The organism is Photorhabdus sp. HUG-39 (genome assembly GCF_963878365.1).
In the GTDB taxonomy this organism is placed as follows: Bacteria; Pseudomonadota; Gammaproteobacteria; order Enterobacterales; family Enterobacteriaceae; genus Photorhabdus; species Photorhabdus kayaii.
This window is the reverse complement of sequence record NZ_CAWNWY010000040.1, coordinates 26,216-42,140: the sequence shown is the minus strand read 5'-3', so window position 1 is coordinate 42,140 and position 15,925 is coordinate 26,216. Positions and strand designations below refer to the sequence as shown.

General features: G+C 40.7%; 17 protein-coding genes and 2 tRNA genes. 8 read left to right on the top strand and 11 right to left on the bottom strand.

Annotation, left to right across the window (positions count from 1 at the left end; all coding sequences use genetic code 11):
* The 4 genes from AAC155_RS20530 to AAC155_RS20515 all read right to left on the bottom strand — a co-directional run.
* Positions 1 to 82: DUF4277 domain-containing protein (locus AAC155_RS20530; RefSeq protein ID WP_223121420.1), on the bottom strand; the 82-nt coding region annotated here is incomplete at its 3' end.
* A 311-nt stretch (positions 83 to 393) separates the two neighbouring features.
* Positions 394 to 470, bottom strand: a tRNA-Val gene (locus tag AAC155_RS20525).
* Between the two features lie 29 nt (positions 471 to 499).
* Positions 500 to 576: transfer RNA gene (locus tag AAC155_RS20520), tRNA-Val, on the bottom strand.
* Between the two features lie 171 nt (positions 577 to 747).
* A complete protein-coding gene (locus tag AAC155_RS20515) occupies positions 748 to 2,121 on the bottom strand; it encodes an MATE family efflux transporter (protein ID WP_113043940.1) in 1,374 nt (457 codons plus the stop codon).
* Positions 2,122 to 2,471: 350 nt separating this feature from the next.
* On the opposite strand from AAC155_RS20515, the gene AAC155_RS20510 reads away from it, so the two are divergent.
* Positions 2,472 to 3,149, top strand: coding sequence for a riboflavin synthase subunit alpha (locus AAC155_RS20510; protein ID WP_113043939.1), 678 nt, complete (start codon positions 2,472 to 2,474; stop codon positions 3,147 to 3,149).
* Between the two features lie 490 nt (positions 3,150 to 3,639).
* Positions 3,640 to 4,494, top strand: a complete 855-nt coding sequence (locus AAC155_RS20505) for a leucyl aminopeptidase (protein WP_113043938.1) — start codon at positions 3,640 to 3,642, stop codon at positions 4,492 to 4,494.
* Between the two features lie 166 nt (positions 4,495 to 4,660).
* Here AAC155_RS20505 and cfa read toward each other — a convergent pair whose 3' ends face one another.
* Positions 4,661 to 5,812 (bottom strand): cyclopropane fatty acyl phospholipid synthase, encoded by a 1,152-nt coding sequence (cfa, locus tag AAC155_RS20500; protein WP_113043937.1) that lies wholly within the window; start codon positions 5,810 to 5,812, stop codon positions 4,661 to 4,663.
* Positions 5,813 to 6,108: 296 nt separating this feature from the next.
* Positions 6,109 to 7,305: a purine nucleoside transporter PunC gene (gene punC / locus AAC155_RS20495; RefSeq protein WP_113043936.1), complete on the bottom strand. Its 1,197-nt coding sequence runs from the start codon at positions 7,303 to 7,305 to the stop codon at positions 6,109 to 6,111.
* Between the two features lie 271 nt (positions 7,306 to 7,576).
* Here punC and punR point away from each other — a divergent pair, with 271 nt between their 5' ends.
* Positions 7,577 to 8,485 (top strand): DNA-binding transcriptional activator PunR, encoded by a 909-nt coding sequence (gene punR, locus AAC155_RS20490; protein WP_113043935.1) that lies wholly within the window; start codon positions 7,577 to 7,579, stop codon positions 8,483 to 8,485.
* A 6-nt stretch (positions 8,486 to 8,491) separates the two neighbouring features.
* On the opposite strand, the gene purR is transcribed toward punR, so the two are convergent.
* Complete coding sequence (purR, locus tag AAC155_RS20485) at positions 8,492 to 9,517, bottom strand: HTH-type transcriptional repressor PurR (protein ID WP_112875776.1); 1,026 nt, start codon at positions 9,515 to 9,517, stop codon at positions 8,492 to 8,494.
* A gap of 185 nt (positions 9,518 to 9,702) precedes the next feature.
* The gene (locus tag AAC155_RS20480; protein WP_113043934.1) at positions 9,703 to 9,978 is read right to left on the bottom strand and encodes a hypothetical protein; all 276 of its coding nucleotides are present in this window, start codon (positions 9,976 to 9,978) and stop codon (positions 9,703 to 9,705) included.
* Between the two features lie 155 nt (positions 9,979 to 10,133).
* Between AAC155_RS20480 and AAC155_RS20475 the strand changes: the two genes are divergently transcribed.
* Positions 10,134 to 10,484: a Grx4 family monothiol glutaredoxin gene (locus AAC155_RS20475; protein ID WP_112893932.1), complete on the top strand. Its 351-nt coding sequence runs from the start codon at positions 10,134 to 10,136 to the stop codon at positions 10,482 to 10,484.
* A 226-nt stretch (positions 10,485 to 10,710) separates the two neighbouring features.
* Here the strand turns inward: AAC155_RS20475 and rnt are convergent, their stop codons facing one another.
* Positions 10,711 to 11,364: a ribonuclease T gene (gene rnt / locus AAC155_RS20470; RefSeq protein WP_112875779.1), complete on the bottom strand. Its 654-nt coding sequence runs from the start codon at positions 11,362 to 11,364 to the stop codon at positions 10,711 to 10,713.
* Positions 11,364 to 11,777, bottom strand: coding sequence for a lactoylglutathione lyase (gene gloA, locus AAC155_RS20465; protein WP_113043933.1), 414 nt, complete (start codon positions 11,775 to 11,777; stop codon positions 11,364 to 11,366). The genes rnt and gloA overlap by 1 nt, the downstream gene beginning before the upstream one ends.
* Before the next feature lie 172 nt (positions 11,778 to 11,949).
* Between gloA and AAC155_RS20460 the strand changes: the two genes are divergently transcribed.
* Complete coding sequence (locus tag AAC155_RS20460; protein ID WP_112875781.1) at positions 11,950 to 12,189, top strand: DUF1289 domain-containing protein; 240 nt, start codon at positions 11,950 to 11,952, stop codon at positions 12,187 to 12,189.
* Positions 12,190 to 12,744: 555 nt separating this feature from the next.
* Positions 12,745 to 13,176, top strand: a complete 432-nt coding sequence (gene slyA, locus AAC155_RS20455; protein ID WP_112875782.1) for a transcriptional regulator SlyA — start codon at positions 12,745 to 12,747, stop codon at positions 13,174 to 13,176.
* A gap of 84 nt (positions 13,177 to 13,260) precedes the next feature.
* On the opposite strand, the gene AAC155_RS20450 is transcribed toward slyA, so the two are convergent.
* The gene (locus AAC155_RS20450; RefSeq protein WP_112893930.1) at positions 13,261 to 13,731 is read right to left on the bottom strand and encodes an outer membrane lipoprotein; all 471 of its coding nucleotides are present in this window, start codon (positions 13,729 to 13,731) and stop codon (positions 13,261 to 13,263) included.
* Positions 13,732 to 14,078: 347 nt separating this feature from the next.
* Between AAC155_RS20450 and anmK the strand changes: the two genes are divergently transcribed.
* A complete protein-coding gene (gene anmK, locus AAC155_RS20445; protein WP_113043942.1) occupies positions 14,079 to 15,191 on the top strand; it encodes an anhydro-N-acetylmuramic acid kinase in 1,113 nt (370 codons plus the stop codon).
* 49 nt (positions 15,192 to 15,240) lie between these two features.
* The gene (gene pdxH, locus AAC155_RS20440) at positions 15,241 to 15,894 is read left to right on the top strand and encodes a pyridoxamine 5'-phosphate oxidase (protein WP_113043932.1); all 654 of its coding nucleotides are present in this window, start codon (positions 15,241 to 15,243) and stop codon (positions 15,892 to 15,894) included.
* The last annotated feature ends 31 nt before the right edge of the window (positions 15,895 to 15,925 follow it).

Here is a 15,925-nt window from a genome sequence, read left to right as displayed (position 1 = left end):
GGGGTAAACCGGCTTCATGACAAAAAGCGGCGATAAGGCCAAGATGATCGAGACGTTTAATGGCAGGTATGGGTGTGGACATATTCGCTTTCCGGCAAATAAAAGTAATAGATCAAAATTGGCGATTACCGTCAACCCCACCGATGTCATCAATACAAAAAACCTGTGTAAGATCACATTATTTTTAAATCAGAAATACGGTGCGGAATGACGGGTGTATATGAATTAATTATAACGGTAAACTGGAAAAATGATGCAGATCTTAACAGAGAAGAATTATCGCGCATTGCGCAAACTGTCTGTAAACAAACAACAGTGTATTTTGACGTGGGAAATAAATTAAGCAAAACCAAGAGAAGAGATAATAAAAACAGGAAGATCCATCTGTAGACTTGGTGCGTCCGAGTGGACTCGAACCACCGACCCCCACCATGTCAAGGTGGTGCTCTAACCAACTGAGCTACGGACGCACTGTAAACCGGTGTGGTCACTACGCAATTGGTGCGTCCGAGTGGACTCGAACCACCGACCCCCACCATGTCAAGGTGGTGCTCTAACCAACTGAGCTACGGACGCAATCTAAATTGCATTGGTGACAACGGGGACGAATATTAACGGCGAGTTAGCCTTCTGGCAAGGGGAATAATACAAATTATTGTTCAACTGTTCGTATTTGCATCTGCCACAGTGGGTTTGTCGTTTATTCCACCAGTTAAGTATTCATCCCCGGCTTTATAGTAAAGTAAATTAGCGGGTTGAATGTTGTAAAATTACCTCATCTGGTTGTTTTTGTGTCCATGAAATACGGGCGAATATCATTACTGCTGATGCAGTCAGGCCAATAATAAAGCCGATCCAGAACCCTTGTGGCCCCATAGCGGGTACAATATAGTCGGTTAATCCCAGGATATAACCGCTTGGTAGCCCCAGAATCCAGAAAGCGATAAAAGTGATATAAAAGATAGAACGCGTATCTTTATATCCACGTAAAACACCAGCCCCTACCACTTGTATGGCATCAGATAATTGGTAAAGCGCGGCAAATAGCATCAGATGTGATGCCATGGTGATAACTTCAGGATTGTCGTTATACATCAAGGCGATCGGCTCTCGCAGAAGGATGGAAAAGGTTGCGGTTAAACAAGCAAATACCAAACCAACCATAATTCCGGTATAGGCTGATATCCGGGCATTCTCGATAGATTTTTTCCCCAAATTATAGCCAACGCGGATAGTGGTTGCTGCGGCCAAAGATATTGGGAACATAAACATTAATGAACTAAAATTTTGTGCAATTTGGTGCCCTGCAACAGCAGTAACGCCTAAAGGAGAGATCAGTAATGCCACTATGGCAAATAACGTAATTTCGAAAAATACTGCCATCGCAATAGGCAAGCCGAGAGCTGAAATGCGTTTCAAAATATGCCATTCTGGTGCGGCGAAGCGATGTTTAGGGCGGATATCCCTTTGTGATGATGCACGTTTCACATACCAACGCATTAATAGGAACATGACCCAGTAAACGCTGGCGGTAGCAACACCACAGCCGACACCACCTAAAGCGGGTGCGCCAAATTTACCATAAATGAATATGTAGTTAATCGGAATATTAATCAATAATCCTAAAAAACTAATTACCATGCCTGGTTTGGTTTTTGATAAACCTTCACATTGATTACGCAGTACCTGATAAAACAGATAGCCCGGCGCACCCCACATTATTGCGTGGATAAATCCCACTGCTTTTTCTGCCAAAAGTGGATCTATATTGTGTTGCCTGTCAATCAGGAACTTGCTGTTGTATAGAATAGCAATAATGATAATGGAGAGAAAAATCGCCAGCCAGAATCCTTGCTGAGTTTGGTTAGCAATGAGATTCCTGCGACCAGAACCGTTCATTTGCGCAATAATGGGTGGTAAAGCTAATAGTAAGCCGTAACCAAATAAGATAACGGGCAGCCAGATCGAGGTGCCAACAGCAACCGCGGACATATCTGTTGCACTGACGCTACCCGCCATAACGGTGTCCACAACCCCCATTGCAGTTTGTGAAAATTGAGCAATAATGACGGGAATCCCAAGAGCGAGCAAACTACGCGCTTCTTTTAAATACTTCTGCACGCATTACACCTTTTTTATTAAAGTGGAAAATATTAAGAAAGACATCTGTATATAAGAAACGATTTTCGAAAAATCAACCGCTTACTAACCGGAGTATTGTATCTATTTAATACTATATTGCAATAATAATGCTGAGTTTATATTCAAATGATCAGGTTGTATTGATCAATGACAACTTGATATATACCCTATGGATTTCAAGATGCATCGCGGCGGCAAGGGAGTGAATCCCCGGGAGCATAGATAACGATGTGACCGGGGTGAGCGAGCGCAGCCAACAAAGAGGCAACTTGAAAGATGACGGGTATAAACTAATTAATAATTATACACAATCATTAAGAGGTTCTTCTATGTTTACGGGCATCGTTCAGGGAAAAGCACCCTTGGTTGCTATTGATGAAAAAAGTCATTTTCGGACTCATGTTGTTAAATTCCCGGCTGAATTATTGCCAGGTATTGAAACAGGGGCGTCAGTTGCCAATAACGGTTGTTGTCTGACGGTAACCAAAATAGAAGGCGATGAGATTAGTTTCGACTTGATGAAAGAGACTCTACGTCTGACTAATCTTGGTGATTTACAGCCAGGGGATTACGTGAACCTGGAGCGGGCAGCTAAATTTGGGGATGAAATTGGTGGACATTTGATGTCCGGTCATATCATCACGGTTGCTGAGATAGCTAAAATTTTCACTTCAGAAAATAATCATCAAATCTGGTTCCGTATCCATGATAAGCAATTAATGAAATATATCTTGCATAAAGGATTTATAGGCATCGACGGAATTAGCCTGACAATTGGCGATGTGGTTAATAATCGTTTTTGCGTTCACCTTATTCCTGAAACACTGGAACGTACGACATTAGGTAAGAAACGTCTTGGTCAGAGGGTTAATATTGAGATTGACTCACAAACTCAAGCGATTGTTGATACTGTGGAGCGTGTTCTTGCTCAGAAAGAGCGGGAACAGGTTGTCTCTCAGCAACCGGAGACATTCATGGAAGAATGCGCAATAAATGAGGAGCGATAGGCGGACTCCGATTGTCGCTTTCGAACAGAATTAACCGTGTGCTAAAAGGGAGTATTGAACTCATCAATGCTCCTTTTTGTGATTTGCGTTGCAGTGTTTTGTATATAATGTTAACTAACATAATTAATATTGTTATTATTGTGTTAATGCTCTTTCTCGTAAAGTGCAGGTTAATCCCCGTGATGATATTTTTAGAGGCTACTTTTTTATGGAAAACCCGATTGAGTTAGATGAATGGCTTGAAGAACCTACACACGATGATGCTGTTGAAATGATGAATGCACAAGCTGTTGTACCTTTTGGTACCGCACTTTGGCCTTAACGGTTTTTTATAATTAAGGTTCTTTATAAATAATATACCCTATGGATTTCAAGATGCATCGCGACGGCAGGTGAGTGCAGCCAACAAAGAGGCAACTTGAAAGATAACGGATATAATATATAAGTAAGGGGAGTCGCCCCTTACTTAGAAATAAACAGGATTATCCTCATGGATAAAAGTCTTGAAAATATGTATGGTTGTTTATCACACCATCCCGCAATTTCGGATAAAGTAAGAAATGATGAATGTATAAAAATATTTATCGGATCTGATACTGAGCATAGCGATATTGCGCAAAAGATGCATGTGCATAAGAAGCGTTTCGATGTAAAGTCTGATTTTGCTTTTTTAGAAAAAACATCACCGGACGATATAAAACAAAAAATATCTGATTGTGATTTGTTTATTTTTCTTTACGCATCATCAACATTAAAGAATGCCTCTCCACAAGGGCCAGAATATCTAACCAAAATAAGAAGCTTTATTACTGAATCATGGAAGAAATCTGTTAATAAAGGGAACTCGATTGTAGGTTATTTAGAAAAAGGCCATAAGTGGACTTCCATTGATGGTAGTGGAAATATTGATGTTATTCCTGGGGAAATAGCAAGCCATATAAAGAGCCTTAACGGTAGTGTCAGCTTTAGTGGCACTTTTTTGAGTACGGCACCCTTTGCCATAAAGTATGGGGTTGTCAATGATATGATGACTATAAATATAAAAGAGGGTGAAATTATTGGGTTTGATTGTGAAAATGATGAATTTAGTCAGGATTTTAATTTATACCTAAACCATAATCACGGAAACCGAATTGTTGAAGAGTTTGGTATTGGGACTAATATGGGGGTGAAAGCGCTTTATGGCAGAAATGCTGGTTTTGAAGAACGACATCCTGGTTTACATCTTGGTTTGGGTGGTGGTGTAAAAGGGAGTCATCATTTAGATTTGATATTTTCTGGTGGAAAAATAGCATTTGATCAAACAGTCTTCTTTGATAATGGTTATGTGAATGATTTCCGTTAGTGATAAATAGATCTGTCTTTTATTAAAGACCACCTATTCTAAGTGTAGTTAAATGGTTTTGTCATATTGAAATGGCAATAGAAATTTTCCTTTTATTATTTAGAGTTAGAAATGGATATGCTGTATTGACTAAAAGCTACAGTGGAAACCTGTAGCTTTTGGTTAATTATCGGGCTACTCGTAACCCGCCTTCAATACCTTTTAGACTGAATATGATTTGCCACAATTGGATATCGCGAGCACGAAATGCACCTGCACAGGCATTTAGATAATAGCTAAACATGCGTTTAAATGTTGGACTATAGTTATTTTCTATTTCAGGCCAGCAGGCAATAAATCTTTCATGCCAGGCCATCAATGTGCGGTCATAATCTGCGCCAAAGTTATGCCAATCTTCCATAACAAAACGGCTTTTGCTGGTGTGGGCTATTTGCTCAATAGAAGGCAGGCAGCCATTAGGAAAAATATATTTGCTGATCCACGGGTCAGCACTGACTTTAGCTTTGTTGGAACCAATAGTATGTAGCAGGAATAAGCCATCAGGTTTTAGGTTTCTTTGAACAACGTCGAAGTAAGTTGCATAATTTTTAGGTCCAACATGTTCAAACATACCGACAGAAACAATTTTGTCGAACTGTTCATGTAAATCCCGATAGTCTTTCAAAATGATCTTTACATCCAGATTGGTACATTGATTCTGTGCATATTTCTGTTGTTCGGCTGAAACAGTGATACCTGTTACGGAAACACCATAATTTTTAGCAGCATAAGCCGATAGCCCACCCCAACCACAGCCAATATCCAGCAGAGTCATACCTGGAGAGAGTGCTAATTTCTCGCAGATGAGTTTCAACTTATCAAGCTGAGCTTGTTCCAGTGTTTCAGCTTGTTTCCAGTATCCGCAGGAATATTGCATATAAGGGTCAAGCATACGGGTAAAAAGATCATTTCCTAAATCATAATGTTGATGACCGACAATCCATGACCGTTTTGGCGTTTGCAGATTACGTAAGCGGGTTATTGCGATTCTCAGCGTATCTTTGAAATTATTAGGCATTTTATTTTCTAATCCAGCGCGTAAAACGCGATAAAAGAAAATATCCAACCGCTCACAATCCCACCAGCCATCCATATAACTTTCACCTAATCCCATCGAACCTTGTTGTAAAACTCTTTTATAGAAATTAGGGTTTTTTATCTGGATATCATAAGGATTGTGACCATTAATTTGAATACCTGCTTCTTCTAGCATCTCATTGGTAATTCTCTGCCAGGAGTTAATGGCTGTTTTCGGGTTTTCAATACAGGATGAACTCATATACTCTCCAACGTTAGGGTGATGGAATATTGAGGAGCTCGTTTTAGCTAGCAAAGCAGGATGCTAAGACGCAAAATGCAAAAAATAACAAAGAATCAAAGTAAAAAACCTTAAAGATGACTAATCCATAAGTTTAATGAGGGCAGTCATTGCTCCTGAAAACCTCAAATTCCAGGTTATTTATAATAGGGAACATATTGAGTATAAAAGCGTAAAATTGTTTTATCAATTAATAAATAAAGGCTGCGATTAATTAGTAATTGGCAGCCTTTATTGAGATAGCAATTTGATTAATATCAAGAATTTTGTTCAATTATGTGAGTGTGGCGATCAGCGTTTTTTTTCCACTGCATAAAATATCCTAATGTCATTGGAACAACGGTAGAAACCATGACAGTGGTTGTGGATATGAGAGGATTGCTGATAAATGCTGATACAATCAGGCTGGCAATAAAACAGAGCCCTAATTGAAGCGTGTTTTGTAATGCAGTAGCTTTCCCACTGTCTTGTGGATAAGCGGATAAAGCGTTTGCTACTGCAATTGGGTATAACGCACCATTCATCGCAGCCATAAAGCAAAAAGGTACCAAAATGGTGAATAGCGTTGGCTCGCTAAATTTTGCCATTAAATAGAGCACAATCATACTGACAGCATAGCCAATTAACAGATAAGGGAAAATAATATCACTTTTTATTTTGGCTAAAATACTGCGGCATCCATAACCTCCAACGATAAAGGCCAGCGTTTGAGGGATATAACTCAGACCGATGTCATCTGGGGTATATCCCATCTCACCGAGAATCGAAGGTGAGCCTGTTAACCAGGCAAAAAAGCCGGCGCTGCATGATGCAAATATCAGAACATTGCCACTAAATAGCGGTGATTTTAATAGCGTAAGGAAAGAGACATTATTTGTTTGCGCTTGAGTTTCACGGTTTTTGCGATTTTCTTGCAAGAACAGAGTAAAAAACAACAGTAATAATGTAATTGTCAGTAAGACTAGGAAAATTATGCGCCAGCCGCCATGTTGTAACAGCCATGCTCCCATTAAAGGCGCTAGGGCAGGGGAGAGCGCAACCAGGGGCATAATCGTGGCAAAAACACGTTTGGTACGATTGGAATCGTAACGATCAATAACTAATGCTTGCCATGAGACGGCGGCTGAACAAACACCTATGGCTTGAATAAAACGCAAAACTAAAAGTTGGGTGGCGTCTGTTACCCACATCATCCCCAGACAGCCAATAGAAAACAGGGATAGCCCGGTGATGATAATCGGCTTTCTGCCAAAGCGATCTGAAAGAGGTCCCCACAAAAGTTGCGCAAAGGCGAAACCTGCAAGAAAGATACTCAGGCTGGCACTAATTGCGTTTGCCGATGTACCTAATTCTTGTTGCATGGCACCGAATGCTGGCAGATACATATCAATAGCCAGATAACCTAGCATACTCAAGCCTGCAAGGTAGAACATGAACTGACTTGAGTTTTTCATTTGATTACTCTCTTTGGATGTCATGATTGAAATAATTTGCAGTGATATACCCGTCATCTTTCAAGTTGCCTCTTTGTTGGCTGCACTCGCTCACCCCGGTCACATCGTTATCTATGCTCCCGGGGATTCACTCCCTTGCCGTCGCGATCCATCTTGAAATCCATAGGGTAAGGTAGATAACGATATTGACACATATTCTATACGTCGTGATTTTTACTTGTGAAATGGTAATATTTGCATAGTGTTGTGAAAAAAATTGAAAGGTAAAATTATGTGGTCAGAATATTCACTTGAAGTTGTGGATGCGGTTGCCAGAACAGGCAGCTTTAGTGCCGCTGCATCAGAGCTTCACCGTGTCCCTTCTGCGATCAGTTATACCGTAAGACAACTGGAAGAGTGGCTTGCTGTTTCGTTGTTTGAGCGTCGTCATCGGGATGTAGAATTAACTGAGGCAGGCGCTATTTTTATCAAAGAAGCTCGCTCTGTTATCAAAAAAATGATTGATACTCGTCACCAGTGTCAACAAGTTGCAAACGGCTGGAGAGGGCAATTTAGTATTGCTATTGATCTCGTTGTCAAACCAGAACGTAGTCGCCAGCTTATTCTTGATTTCTACCACCATTTTCCTGATATAGAACTTTTTATTCATCAGGAAGTGTTTAATGGTGTGTGGGATGCGCTGGTGAATAGTCGAGTTGATGTTGCAATTGGTGCAACCCGGGCGGCTCCAGTCGGGGAAAGGTATAGTTTCCGAGATATGGGGTTTATGCCCTGGTTATGTGTGGTTAGCGCTGACCATGCGCTGACCCAGTTGCCGGGTCCGTTATCTGATGATCAAATGCGGCCTTATCCAAGTTTGTGCCTTGAAGATACATCCCGTAATTTACCGAAGCGTGACACCTGGAATCTGGATAATCAGCGCCGGTTGGTGGTTCCTGATTGGGAGTCCGGTCTGTCTTGTCTAAACGAAGGGTTATGTGTAGGAATGGTGCCTAAGCATAGGGCAATGCCGCTTATTCGACAGAATAAACTAACCGTGCTGGAATTAGAACAGCCTTTACCAGACAGTCCATGTTGTTTGGCATGGGTTCAAAACAGCCATTCTCCAGCATTAAGTTGGCTGCTTGACTATCTTGGCGATAGTGAAACTCTTAATGCTGAATGGCTTCAAGATGAATAAAACGAATTAACGACGATAGTCGATAAATGGCCCATCCACGACAGAACGTCGCTCAACCAAGCGTGGATGTACTTCAATAGTTTGTGCATCTTCACGTTTATTGATTATTCTGTCCAGCAACATGGAAAAGGCCATCTGCCCCAGTCGTTCTTTTGGCTGATGAATGGTGGTCAATGCCGGAGAGAAATAACGAGCGTTGCGTATATTGTCATAACCGATGACAGAAATATCCTGTGGGACGCGTAATCCTAATTCATCAGCAGCACAAATCGCCCCCATAGCCATAACATCTCCGCCGCAGAAAACCGCAGTCGGGCGCTGTTTTTGATTCAAGATTTGATGCATGGCTTTATAGCCCGATTCTGGTTCAAAATCCCCCTGAATAACCCATTCTTCTCTGATCGGAATGTTGGCTTCTTTTAACGCCTTTAAGAATCCTTGATGACGGCCACCGCCGGTATTTCGTGCCAGAGGGCCGGGGATCGCACCAATATCACGATGACCACGTTCGATAAGATAACGACCAGCTAGATAACCGCCGTGGAATGCATTATCGATAATAGTATCGGTGAAATCGCTTCTGGCCTGTCCCCAATCCATGACGACCATTGGAATATTGCGATAATCTTCCAACATTCCCAACAACTGTTCCGGGTATTCTGAACACATAATTAGCAGTCCATCCACACGTTTTTGTGCCAGCATGGCTAGATAGGCTTTCTGTTTATCAATGTTATTGTGTGAGTTACATAAAATCAGCGTATAGCCTTTGCTATAACAACTGTTTTCAACAGCCTCAATGACTTCAGCAAAATAGGGGGCTTCACTGGACGTTGCCAGTAATCCGATCGATTTTGTGTGGTTAACTTTCAGACTGCGGGCAACGGCACTGGGTGAATAATTCAGTGCTTTAATAGCAGTCCAAACAGCAGCTTTAGTATCTTCAGCGACGAAGCGGGTTTTATTAATAACATGGGATACGGTGGTGGTTGAGACGCCAGCGTGCTTAGCCACATCTTTGATCGTTGCCATGAGGTGAAAGACTCCTGACCTTTTGGTCTAAATTTAAAACGCTTTGTTAATCGCTTTCTAGCCCTTTACATCGAAGGACTGGCAATAAGTTAGCGATAAATCCTGGATTTTGTCTGATCTGGCTCAAAACTGGAAGCAATAATCAGTGTTATAAAATGTGTGGTAATCGCTATTTATACTTTTCCTTATGTAAGTGCAATTAACCATCTCAATAGACTGGTTTTTGTCGTTATAAACTTTTTATTCTGAGGAGGCTCTATGAATACCGATTTGAAGCTTGGTTTATTTACTGCTGTCAGCACGTTGGTGATGATTGCCATTTTTGCCGCTCTTTGCTTGATCTTTGCCTGATGTTTTGAACGGGTTAGATGATTTAAAAATTGGGTTTTACGTTGAAAGGAAATTGGGCAGATAGTCTCTTTATCTGCTCTTTGTTTTTCTGCCGCCGTTGTGTCTGTCATCTTAACAACCTCTACAATAAATAACCGTGAAAATGATGTCATCTGTGTCAGGATACGAAGAGATCAGGATACATATTAGTGAGAGAAAATGGTATTCTCCGCAATATTGTGACGATGTTGGTTATCAACAGACTGTTGGTTTAAAGGAAATAAAAATGACGACGACTATAGAGAAGATTGAGCGCCAAATTAAAGAAAACCCGATTTTATTGTATATGAAAGGTTCTCCTAAATTGCCAAATTGTGGCTTTTCCGCGCAGGCGGTTCAGGCTTTATCTGCGTGTGGTGAACGTTTTGCTTACGTAGATATTTTGCAAAATCCAGATATTCGTGCAGAATTGCCAAAATATGCTAATTGGCCAACTTTTCCTCAGCTTTGGGTGGAAGGTGAGTTGATAGGTGGATGCGATATTATCATTGAAATGTATCAGCGTGGTGAGTTACAAACATTAATCAAAGAAACTGCTGATAAATATCGTTCTCAGGACGAAAACGCGAAAGAGTAATTTTTTAATTATTTATATACCCTATGGATTTCAAGATGGATCGCGACGGCAAGGGAGTGAATCTCCGGGAGCATAGATAACTATGTGACCGGGGTGAGTGAGTGCAGCCAACAAAGAGGCAACTTGAAAGATAACGGGTATAGATGATTATGCTATCCCCCCACATGTTGATATATGGGGGGATTATTGTTTAGGTTTGATTATATTAATCTAGCCGTTCAGCTATTTATCCAGTTTTTTCTGCTGTTGTTGCTAATGGCCAGCCACCAAGTTGTTTCCAACGGTTGACCATTTCACAGAATAATTCAGCGGTACGATCAGTATCATATAAGGCACTGTGAGCCTGATTATTATCGAATGGGATACCGGCTGTGATGCAGGCTTTTGCTAAGATTGTTTGTCCTAACACCAGACCACCTAAAGCAGCGGTGTCAAAAGTTGCAAACGGATGAAACGGATTTCGTTTTAGTCCGGTGCGTTCCGCGGCAGCCATAACAAAGCTGTGATCGAAGTTAGCATTGTGAGCAACGATAATTGCTCGATTACAATGATTATTTTTTATCCCTTTACGAACCATTTTAAAAATAGCGTGCAGAGCTTCATATTCGCTCACTGCTCCACGTAGCGGATTTAATGGATCAATGCCGGTGAATTCCAGGGCTGCTGGTTCAAGGTTGGCTCCTTCAAATGGCTCAATATGGAAGTGAAGTGATTCGCCAGGCGTTAGCCAACCTTCACCATCCATCTCCAGTGTAACGGCGGCAATTTCAAGTAATGCATCTGTTTTGGCATTAAAACCGCCAGTTTCAACATCAATAACAACAGGGTAATAACCTCTAAAACGTCCACTAAGGACGTTTGGCTCTTTTTTGTCAGACATCAGATTGAGTTACCCAGAGCGTTGCGGGCATTTTTGTTTTCAATAAGTTCAATTTTGTAGCCATCTGGATCTTCAACGAAAGCAATAATGGTTGTTCCGCCTTTTACAGGACCCGCTTCACGGGTAATGTTACCACCTGCTTTGCGAATAGATTCGCAAGTGGCTGCGACATTATCAACACCTAATGCGATGTGACCAAAGGCATTTCCCATTTCGTAATGGTCAACTCCCCAATTATAGGTCAACTCGATTACTGCTCCTTCGCTTTCATCAGCGTAGCCAACGAAGGCGAGTGAGTATTTATATTCGGTGTTTTCACTGGTGCGCAACAGGCGCATTCCTAACACTTCAGTGTAAAAATTAATGGAGCGTTGTAGATCACCAACACGGATCATGGTATGGAGTAAACGCATAATTACCTCTAATTTAATGGTTTTACCAATATTTTTGTGCGGTAGATCGCACAAAAACCACTAACTATAACGTGTCTTACGGTTACAGTTCAATTTGTCCATAATTATAATTTATTCTTATCTAGGTTTATAATTAAATATAGTATGTGAATTGTATAGGAAACGGGATGTGATGGCTGAGCAACTAGAGTTTTTTGCTATTCCCAGTCCTTGTCGAGGAATTTGTCAGGCGAATGAGCGGGGTTTTTGTCTGGGGTGTTATCGCAGCCGGGAAGAAAGATTTAATTGGATGAAAATGTCAGATGGGCAAAAGCGTGAAGTATTGCGACTGTGCCGGCAAAGATATTTACGTGCATTGAGAGCACAAAATCAGATAGATGAAGAACCACCTGAACAGCCATCACTGTTTTAATTATCGATTTTTGAGGTTATTGGGATTAACAATTCAATGATTTACTTATATAGGGTTATATTTTTGGCAAAGTTATAAATGTTCTACTATAATTTTAAGTATTTTGTTTGTTATTTTTTTATTTCTTGATTAACGGACAGGCTAAGTGAGCTTATTTGATTTTTTCATAACCTTATGTTTTAAATGGAATTTTAAGCTTGATTGTGTGATAAATGTAAAATAAAAACAACATTAATGTAAAAATAGATAGCTTAGCATTTAGATGACAGCTATTCTTATAGTACTTTGAATAAAGTATTGAATGATATTTATTGGTTTCTGCTTGTCTGTATTCGTAGTTCTGATAGTTTTTATGGTAAAAATATTGTATGTTAATTGTTTGTTCTGAGTTTAAATTAAGTTTAGTTATTCTTGGTTATAGTTACCTGAATTAGTTAGTTACTAAGAATTTACTGTGATTATACAGAAGTTATATATACTTTTTAAGGCTAGTTAGCCTGATTTAGAAAAATTTGGCTGTTATGTTTAGTAGGCTAGTTATTTAAGGAGGGACAATTGGAATCTACATTGGGATCAGATCTGGCACGGTTAGTTCGTATTTGGCGTGCTTTAATTGACTATCGTTTAAAGCCGTTAGAATTAACTCAGACTCATTGGGTAACGTTATACAATATTAGCCGGTTACCTCAGGAGCAATCTCAGATACAGTTGGCGAAAGCTATCGGTATCGAGCAACCATCTTTAGTCAGGACATTAGATCAGCTTGAGGAAAAAAAACTTATCACCCGGCATACTTGTGCCAATGATCGTCGTGCAAAGAGAATCAAGCTAACTGAAGATTCTGCATCAGTTATTAGGGAGTTAGATGGTGTTATTGAATCCACAAGAAATGAGATTCTGGGAGGTATTTCACGCGAGGAACTTGCTTTTCTTTCCACTTTAGTTCAGAAGTTAGAGCAAAATATTATCCAATTACAAAATAGATAGTAATGACGATATCCATGAAATGCTAACCGGATGAAAGAAGACCGCGACTTACTAAAATGAAGTCACGGTTTTCTTATCTATATCTTATTGTCGAGGTGAAACAGTAATATTACTACCTTGGCCTGCGATTCTTACACGTTGGCCTTTATGAAAGAGTGTTTTGCCTTGTTTTTGAACAACAATGATGCTTTCACCACTGTCACGACGAATTTCGAGTTCTACACCTTTAGTTGTGTTAAGAGCTCCCTGAACATTTTGGCCCGCGACACCACCGGCAATCGCACCCGCGGCAGTTGCTAATGTGTTGCCACTGCCACCACCAATAGTATTACCAACAAGGCCTCCTAGAACTGCACCACCAATTGCGCCTAATACATTCTCATTGCTGCTCGCCTGAATATTGATAGGACGAACAGAAACAACTGTGCCGTAAGAGACAGTTTGGACTTGCTTAGCTTGTCCAGCAGTGTAAGTATCACCAGAAAGAGAATCGGTGTTGACACAGCCTGATAATGAAGCAACGGCAACCGCGCTAACTAAAAAGTGCTTAAACATAGTAACTCCTAATTTTGATGCCTGACTGCGGAAATCTGATAGCTCATTGGGCAATCAGGCTAACAACCGGCATTGGCAATAAGTAATAAAAAGTTTATTCAAATAGAATATCAGTACATTAGCAATCTAGTGCTAAACATATATTAAACGTCAATAGAGATTTTTAAAAGAAATAGCTATTAATGAAAAATTCAGCATTTTTTGTGAAGTTGTTTCCAAAACTCAGGTTTTATTCCTTCGTTTGTCTATTAGTCATATACAGCCAAAACCACTGCGCTTTATAGTTATTGGCGTGGTTTCTGATTTTATCAAGACAGATTCTAAGCAGGAAGGCAAATTAAATGGTTATGAAGTCAGGTCGTTATATTGGTGTAATGTCGGGTACAAGTCTGGATGGCGTTGATGTGGTGCTTGCCGCAATCAATGATAAAGTTGTTGCTCAGCAAGCCAGTTATTCGCATCCATTCCCATACGAATTAAAACAGAAAATTCTCGCAGTCTGTCAAGGGCAGCAAACGACATTATCGGAAATTGGTCGGTTGGATTATGAACTTGGTTCTTTATTCGCTGAAGCTGTACAAGGCTTACTGATTAAAACAGGGTTAACCACAAGTGATATTACTGCTGTGGGATGTCATGGGCAAACCGTTTGGCATGAGCCAGATAGTCATACACCTTTCACTATGCAACTTGGCGACAATAACCGTATTGCAGCTTTGGCTGGGATAACTGTGGTTGGCGATTTTCGTCGGAGGGATATGGCGTATGGTGGGCAGGGTGCGCCATTAGTTCCAGTTTTTCATTTCGCCGTATTAGGCCATTCGATAGAACGAAGGATAATTCTCAATATCGGTGGTATTGCCAATATAACGGCGCTATTACCTGGATCACCTGTCAAAGGGTATGACACAGGTCCGGGTAATATGCTGATGGATAGTTGGGTATGGCGTCATCAGAAAAAACCTTATGATAAAGATGCGCAATGGGCACGAGAAGGTGTTGTTAATAACAAATTGCTCGGACAAATGCTTTCTGATCACTATTTTTCACGACCAGCCCCTAAAAGCACAGGCCGGGAGTATTTCAATATGAGTTGGTTGGAGGCTCAATTAGTTAACTTTCCTGACATATCTCCTGTCGATGTTCAGGCAACGCTGGCCGAGCTGACAGCAGCATCTGTATCACAACAAATTATGTTGAGTGGTGGATGTGAACGTCTGTTGGTTTGTGGTGGTGGCGCACGTAACCCGCAGATAATGAGTCGACTTTCTGCCTTATTACCGGGGACGGAGGTTTGCCCGACAGATAAATATGGCTTAAGCGGTGATGATATGGAAGCACTGGCATTTGCTTGGTTAGCATTCCGTACAATGTCAGGTGTGCCAGGGAATTTACCCTCTGTTACCGGTGCGAGTACTGAAACTATTTTAGGCGCGATTTATCCTGTTATTAATCAATAACAATGATAAGCTATCGGGTATTTAGTGAGTCATAAACAGAGTTACGTTAATGTCAGAACATAATGAATTTGATGTTGCAGAATTACGCCGTGAATATATTCGTGGTGGGTTAAGACGTAAGGATTTGACTGAAGAACCCATCGAACTTTTTGAGCGTTGGCTTAATCAAGCATGTGACGCTAAGTTGAGTGATCCCACAGCAATGTCTATAGCGACGGTCGATGAGAATGGTCAACCGTATCAACGTATTGTGTTATTGAAGCATTTTGATACAAATAGTCTGATTTTTTATACAAATTTAGGCAGCCGGAAAGCAAAACATTTGGCGCACAATAATAAAATCAGCCTCCATTTCCCTTGGTATCCTATGGAAAGGCAAGTCTCTTTTCTTGGTAAAGCAGAACGTCTTTCTCCTATTGAAGTGGTGAAATATTTCCATAGTCGTCCTAGAGATAGCCAGATTGCTGCATGGGCATCACAACAATCTTCCCGTATTTCTGCACGCGGTGTTTTAGAAGGGAAGTTCCTTGAATTGAAACAGAAATTCTTGAATGGTGAGGTGCCTTTACCTAGCTTTTGGGGGGGATTCAAAGTGACCTTTGATTCTGTTGAATTTTGGCAAGGTGGTGCAAACCGGCTCCATGACCGGTTTATTTATCAACGGCAAGGCGATAGCTGGCATATTGACAGGCTTGCACCATAAATCGTGGATTATCATTTTTAGTACTAGCACT

Excerpts from the sequence above, each read along its gene's own strand:
- AAC155_RS20460 (WP_112875781.1), top strand. The coding sequence starts at position 11,950 with ATGGCTGAGCAACTAGAGTTTTTTGCTATTCCCAGTCCTTGTCGAGGA.
- punC (WP_113043936.1), bottom strand. The coding sequence starts at position 7,305 with ATGAAAAACTCAAGTCAGTTCATGTTCTACCTTGCAGGCTTGAGTATG.
- punR (WP_113043935.1), top strand. The coding sequence starts at position 7,577 with ATGTGGTCAGAATATTCACTTGAAGTTGTGGATGCGGTTGCCAGAACA.
- gloA (WP_113043933.1), bottom strand. The coding sequence starts at position 11,777 with ATGCGTTTACTCCATACCATGATCCGTGTTGGTGATCTACAACGCTCC.
- purR (WP_112875776.1), bottom strand. The coding sequence starts at position 9,517 with ATGGCAACGATCAAAGATGTGGCTAAGCACGCTGGCGTCTCAACCACC.
- AAC155_RS20475 (WP_112893932.1), top strand. The coding sequence starts at position 10,134 with ATGACGACGACTATAGAGAAGATTGAGCGCCAAATTAAAGAAAACCCG.
- AAC155_RS20510 (WP_113043939.1), top strand. The coding sequence starts at position 2,472 with ATGTTTACGGGCATCGTTCAGGGAAAAGCACCCTTGGTTGCTATTGAT.
- AAC155_RS20505 (WP_113043938.1), top strand. The coding sequence starts at position 3,640 with ATGGATAAAAGTCTTGAAAATATGTATGGTTGTTTATCACACCATCCC.
- AAC155_RS20480 (WP_113043934.1), bottom strand. The coding sequence starts at position 9,978 with ATGACAGACACAACGGCGGCAGAAAAACAAAGAGCAGATAAAGAGACT.
- AAC155_RS20450 (WP_112893930.1), bottom strand. The coding sequence starts at position 13,731 with ATGTTTAAGCACTTTTTAGTTAGCGCGGTTGCCGTTGCTTCATTATCA.
- rnt (WP_112875779.1), bottom strand. The coding sequence starts at position 11,364 with ATGTCTGACAAAAAAGAGCCAAACGTCCTTAGTGGACGTTTTAGAGGT.
- cfa (WP_113043937.1), bottom strand. The coding sequence starts at position 5,812 with ATGAGTTCATCCTGTATTGAAAACCCGAAAACAGCCATTAACTCCTGG.
- pdxH (WP_113043932.1), top strand. The coding sequence starts at position 15,241 with ATGTCAGAACATAATGAATTTGATGTTGCAGAATTACGCCGTGAATAT.
- anmK (WP_113043942.1), top strand. The coding sequence starts at position 14,079 with ATGAAGTCAGGTCGTTATATTGGTGTAATGTCGGGTACAAGTCTGGAT.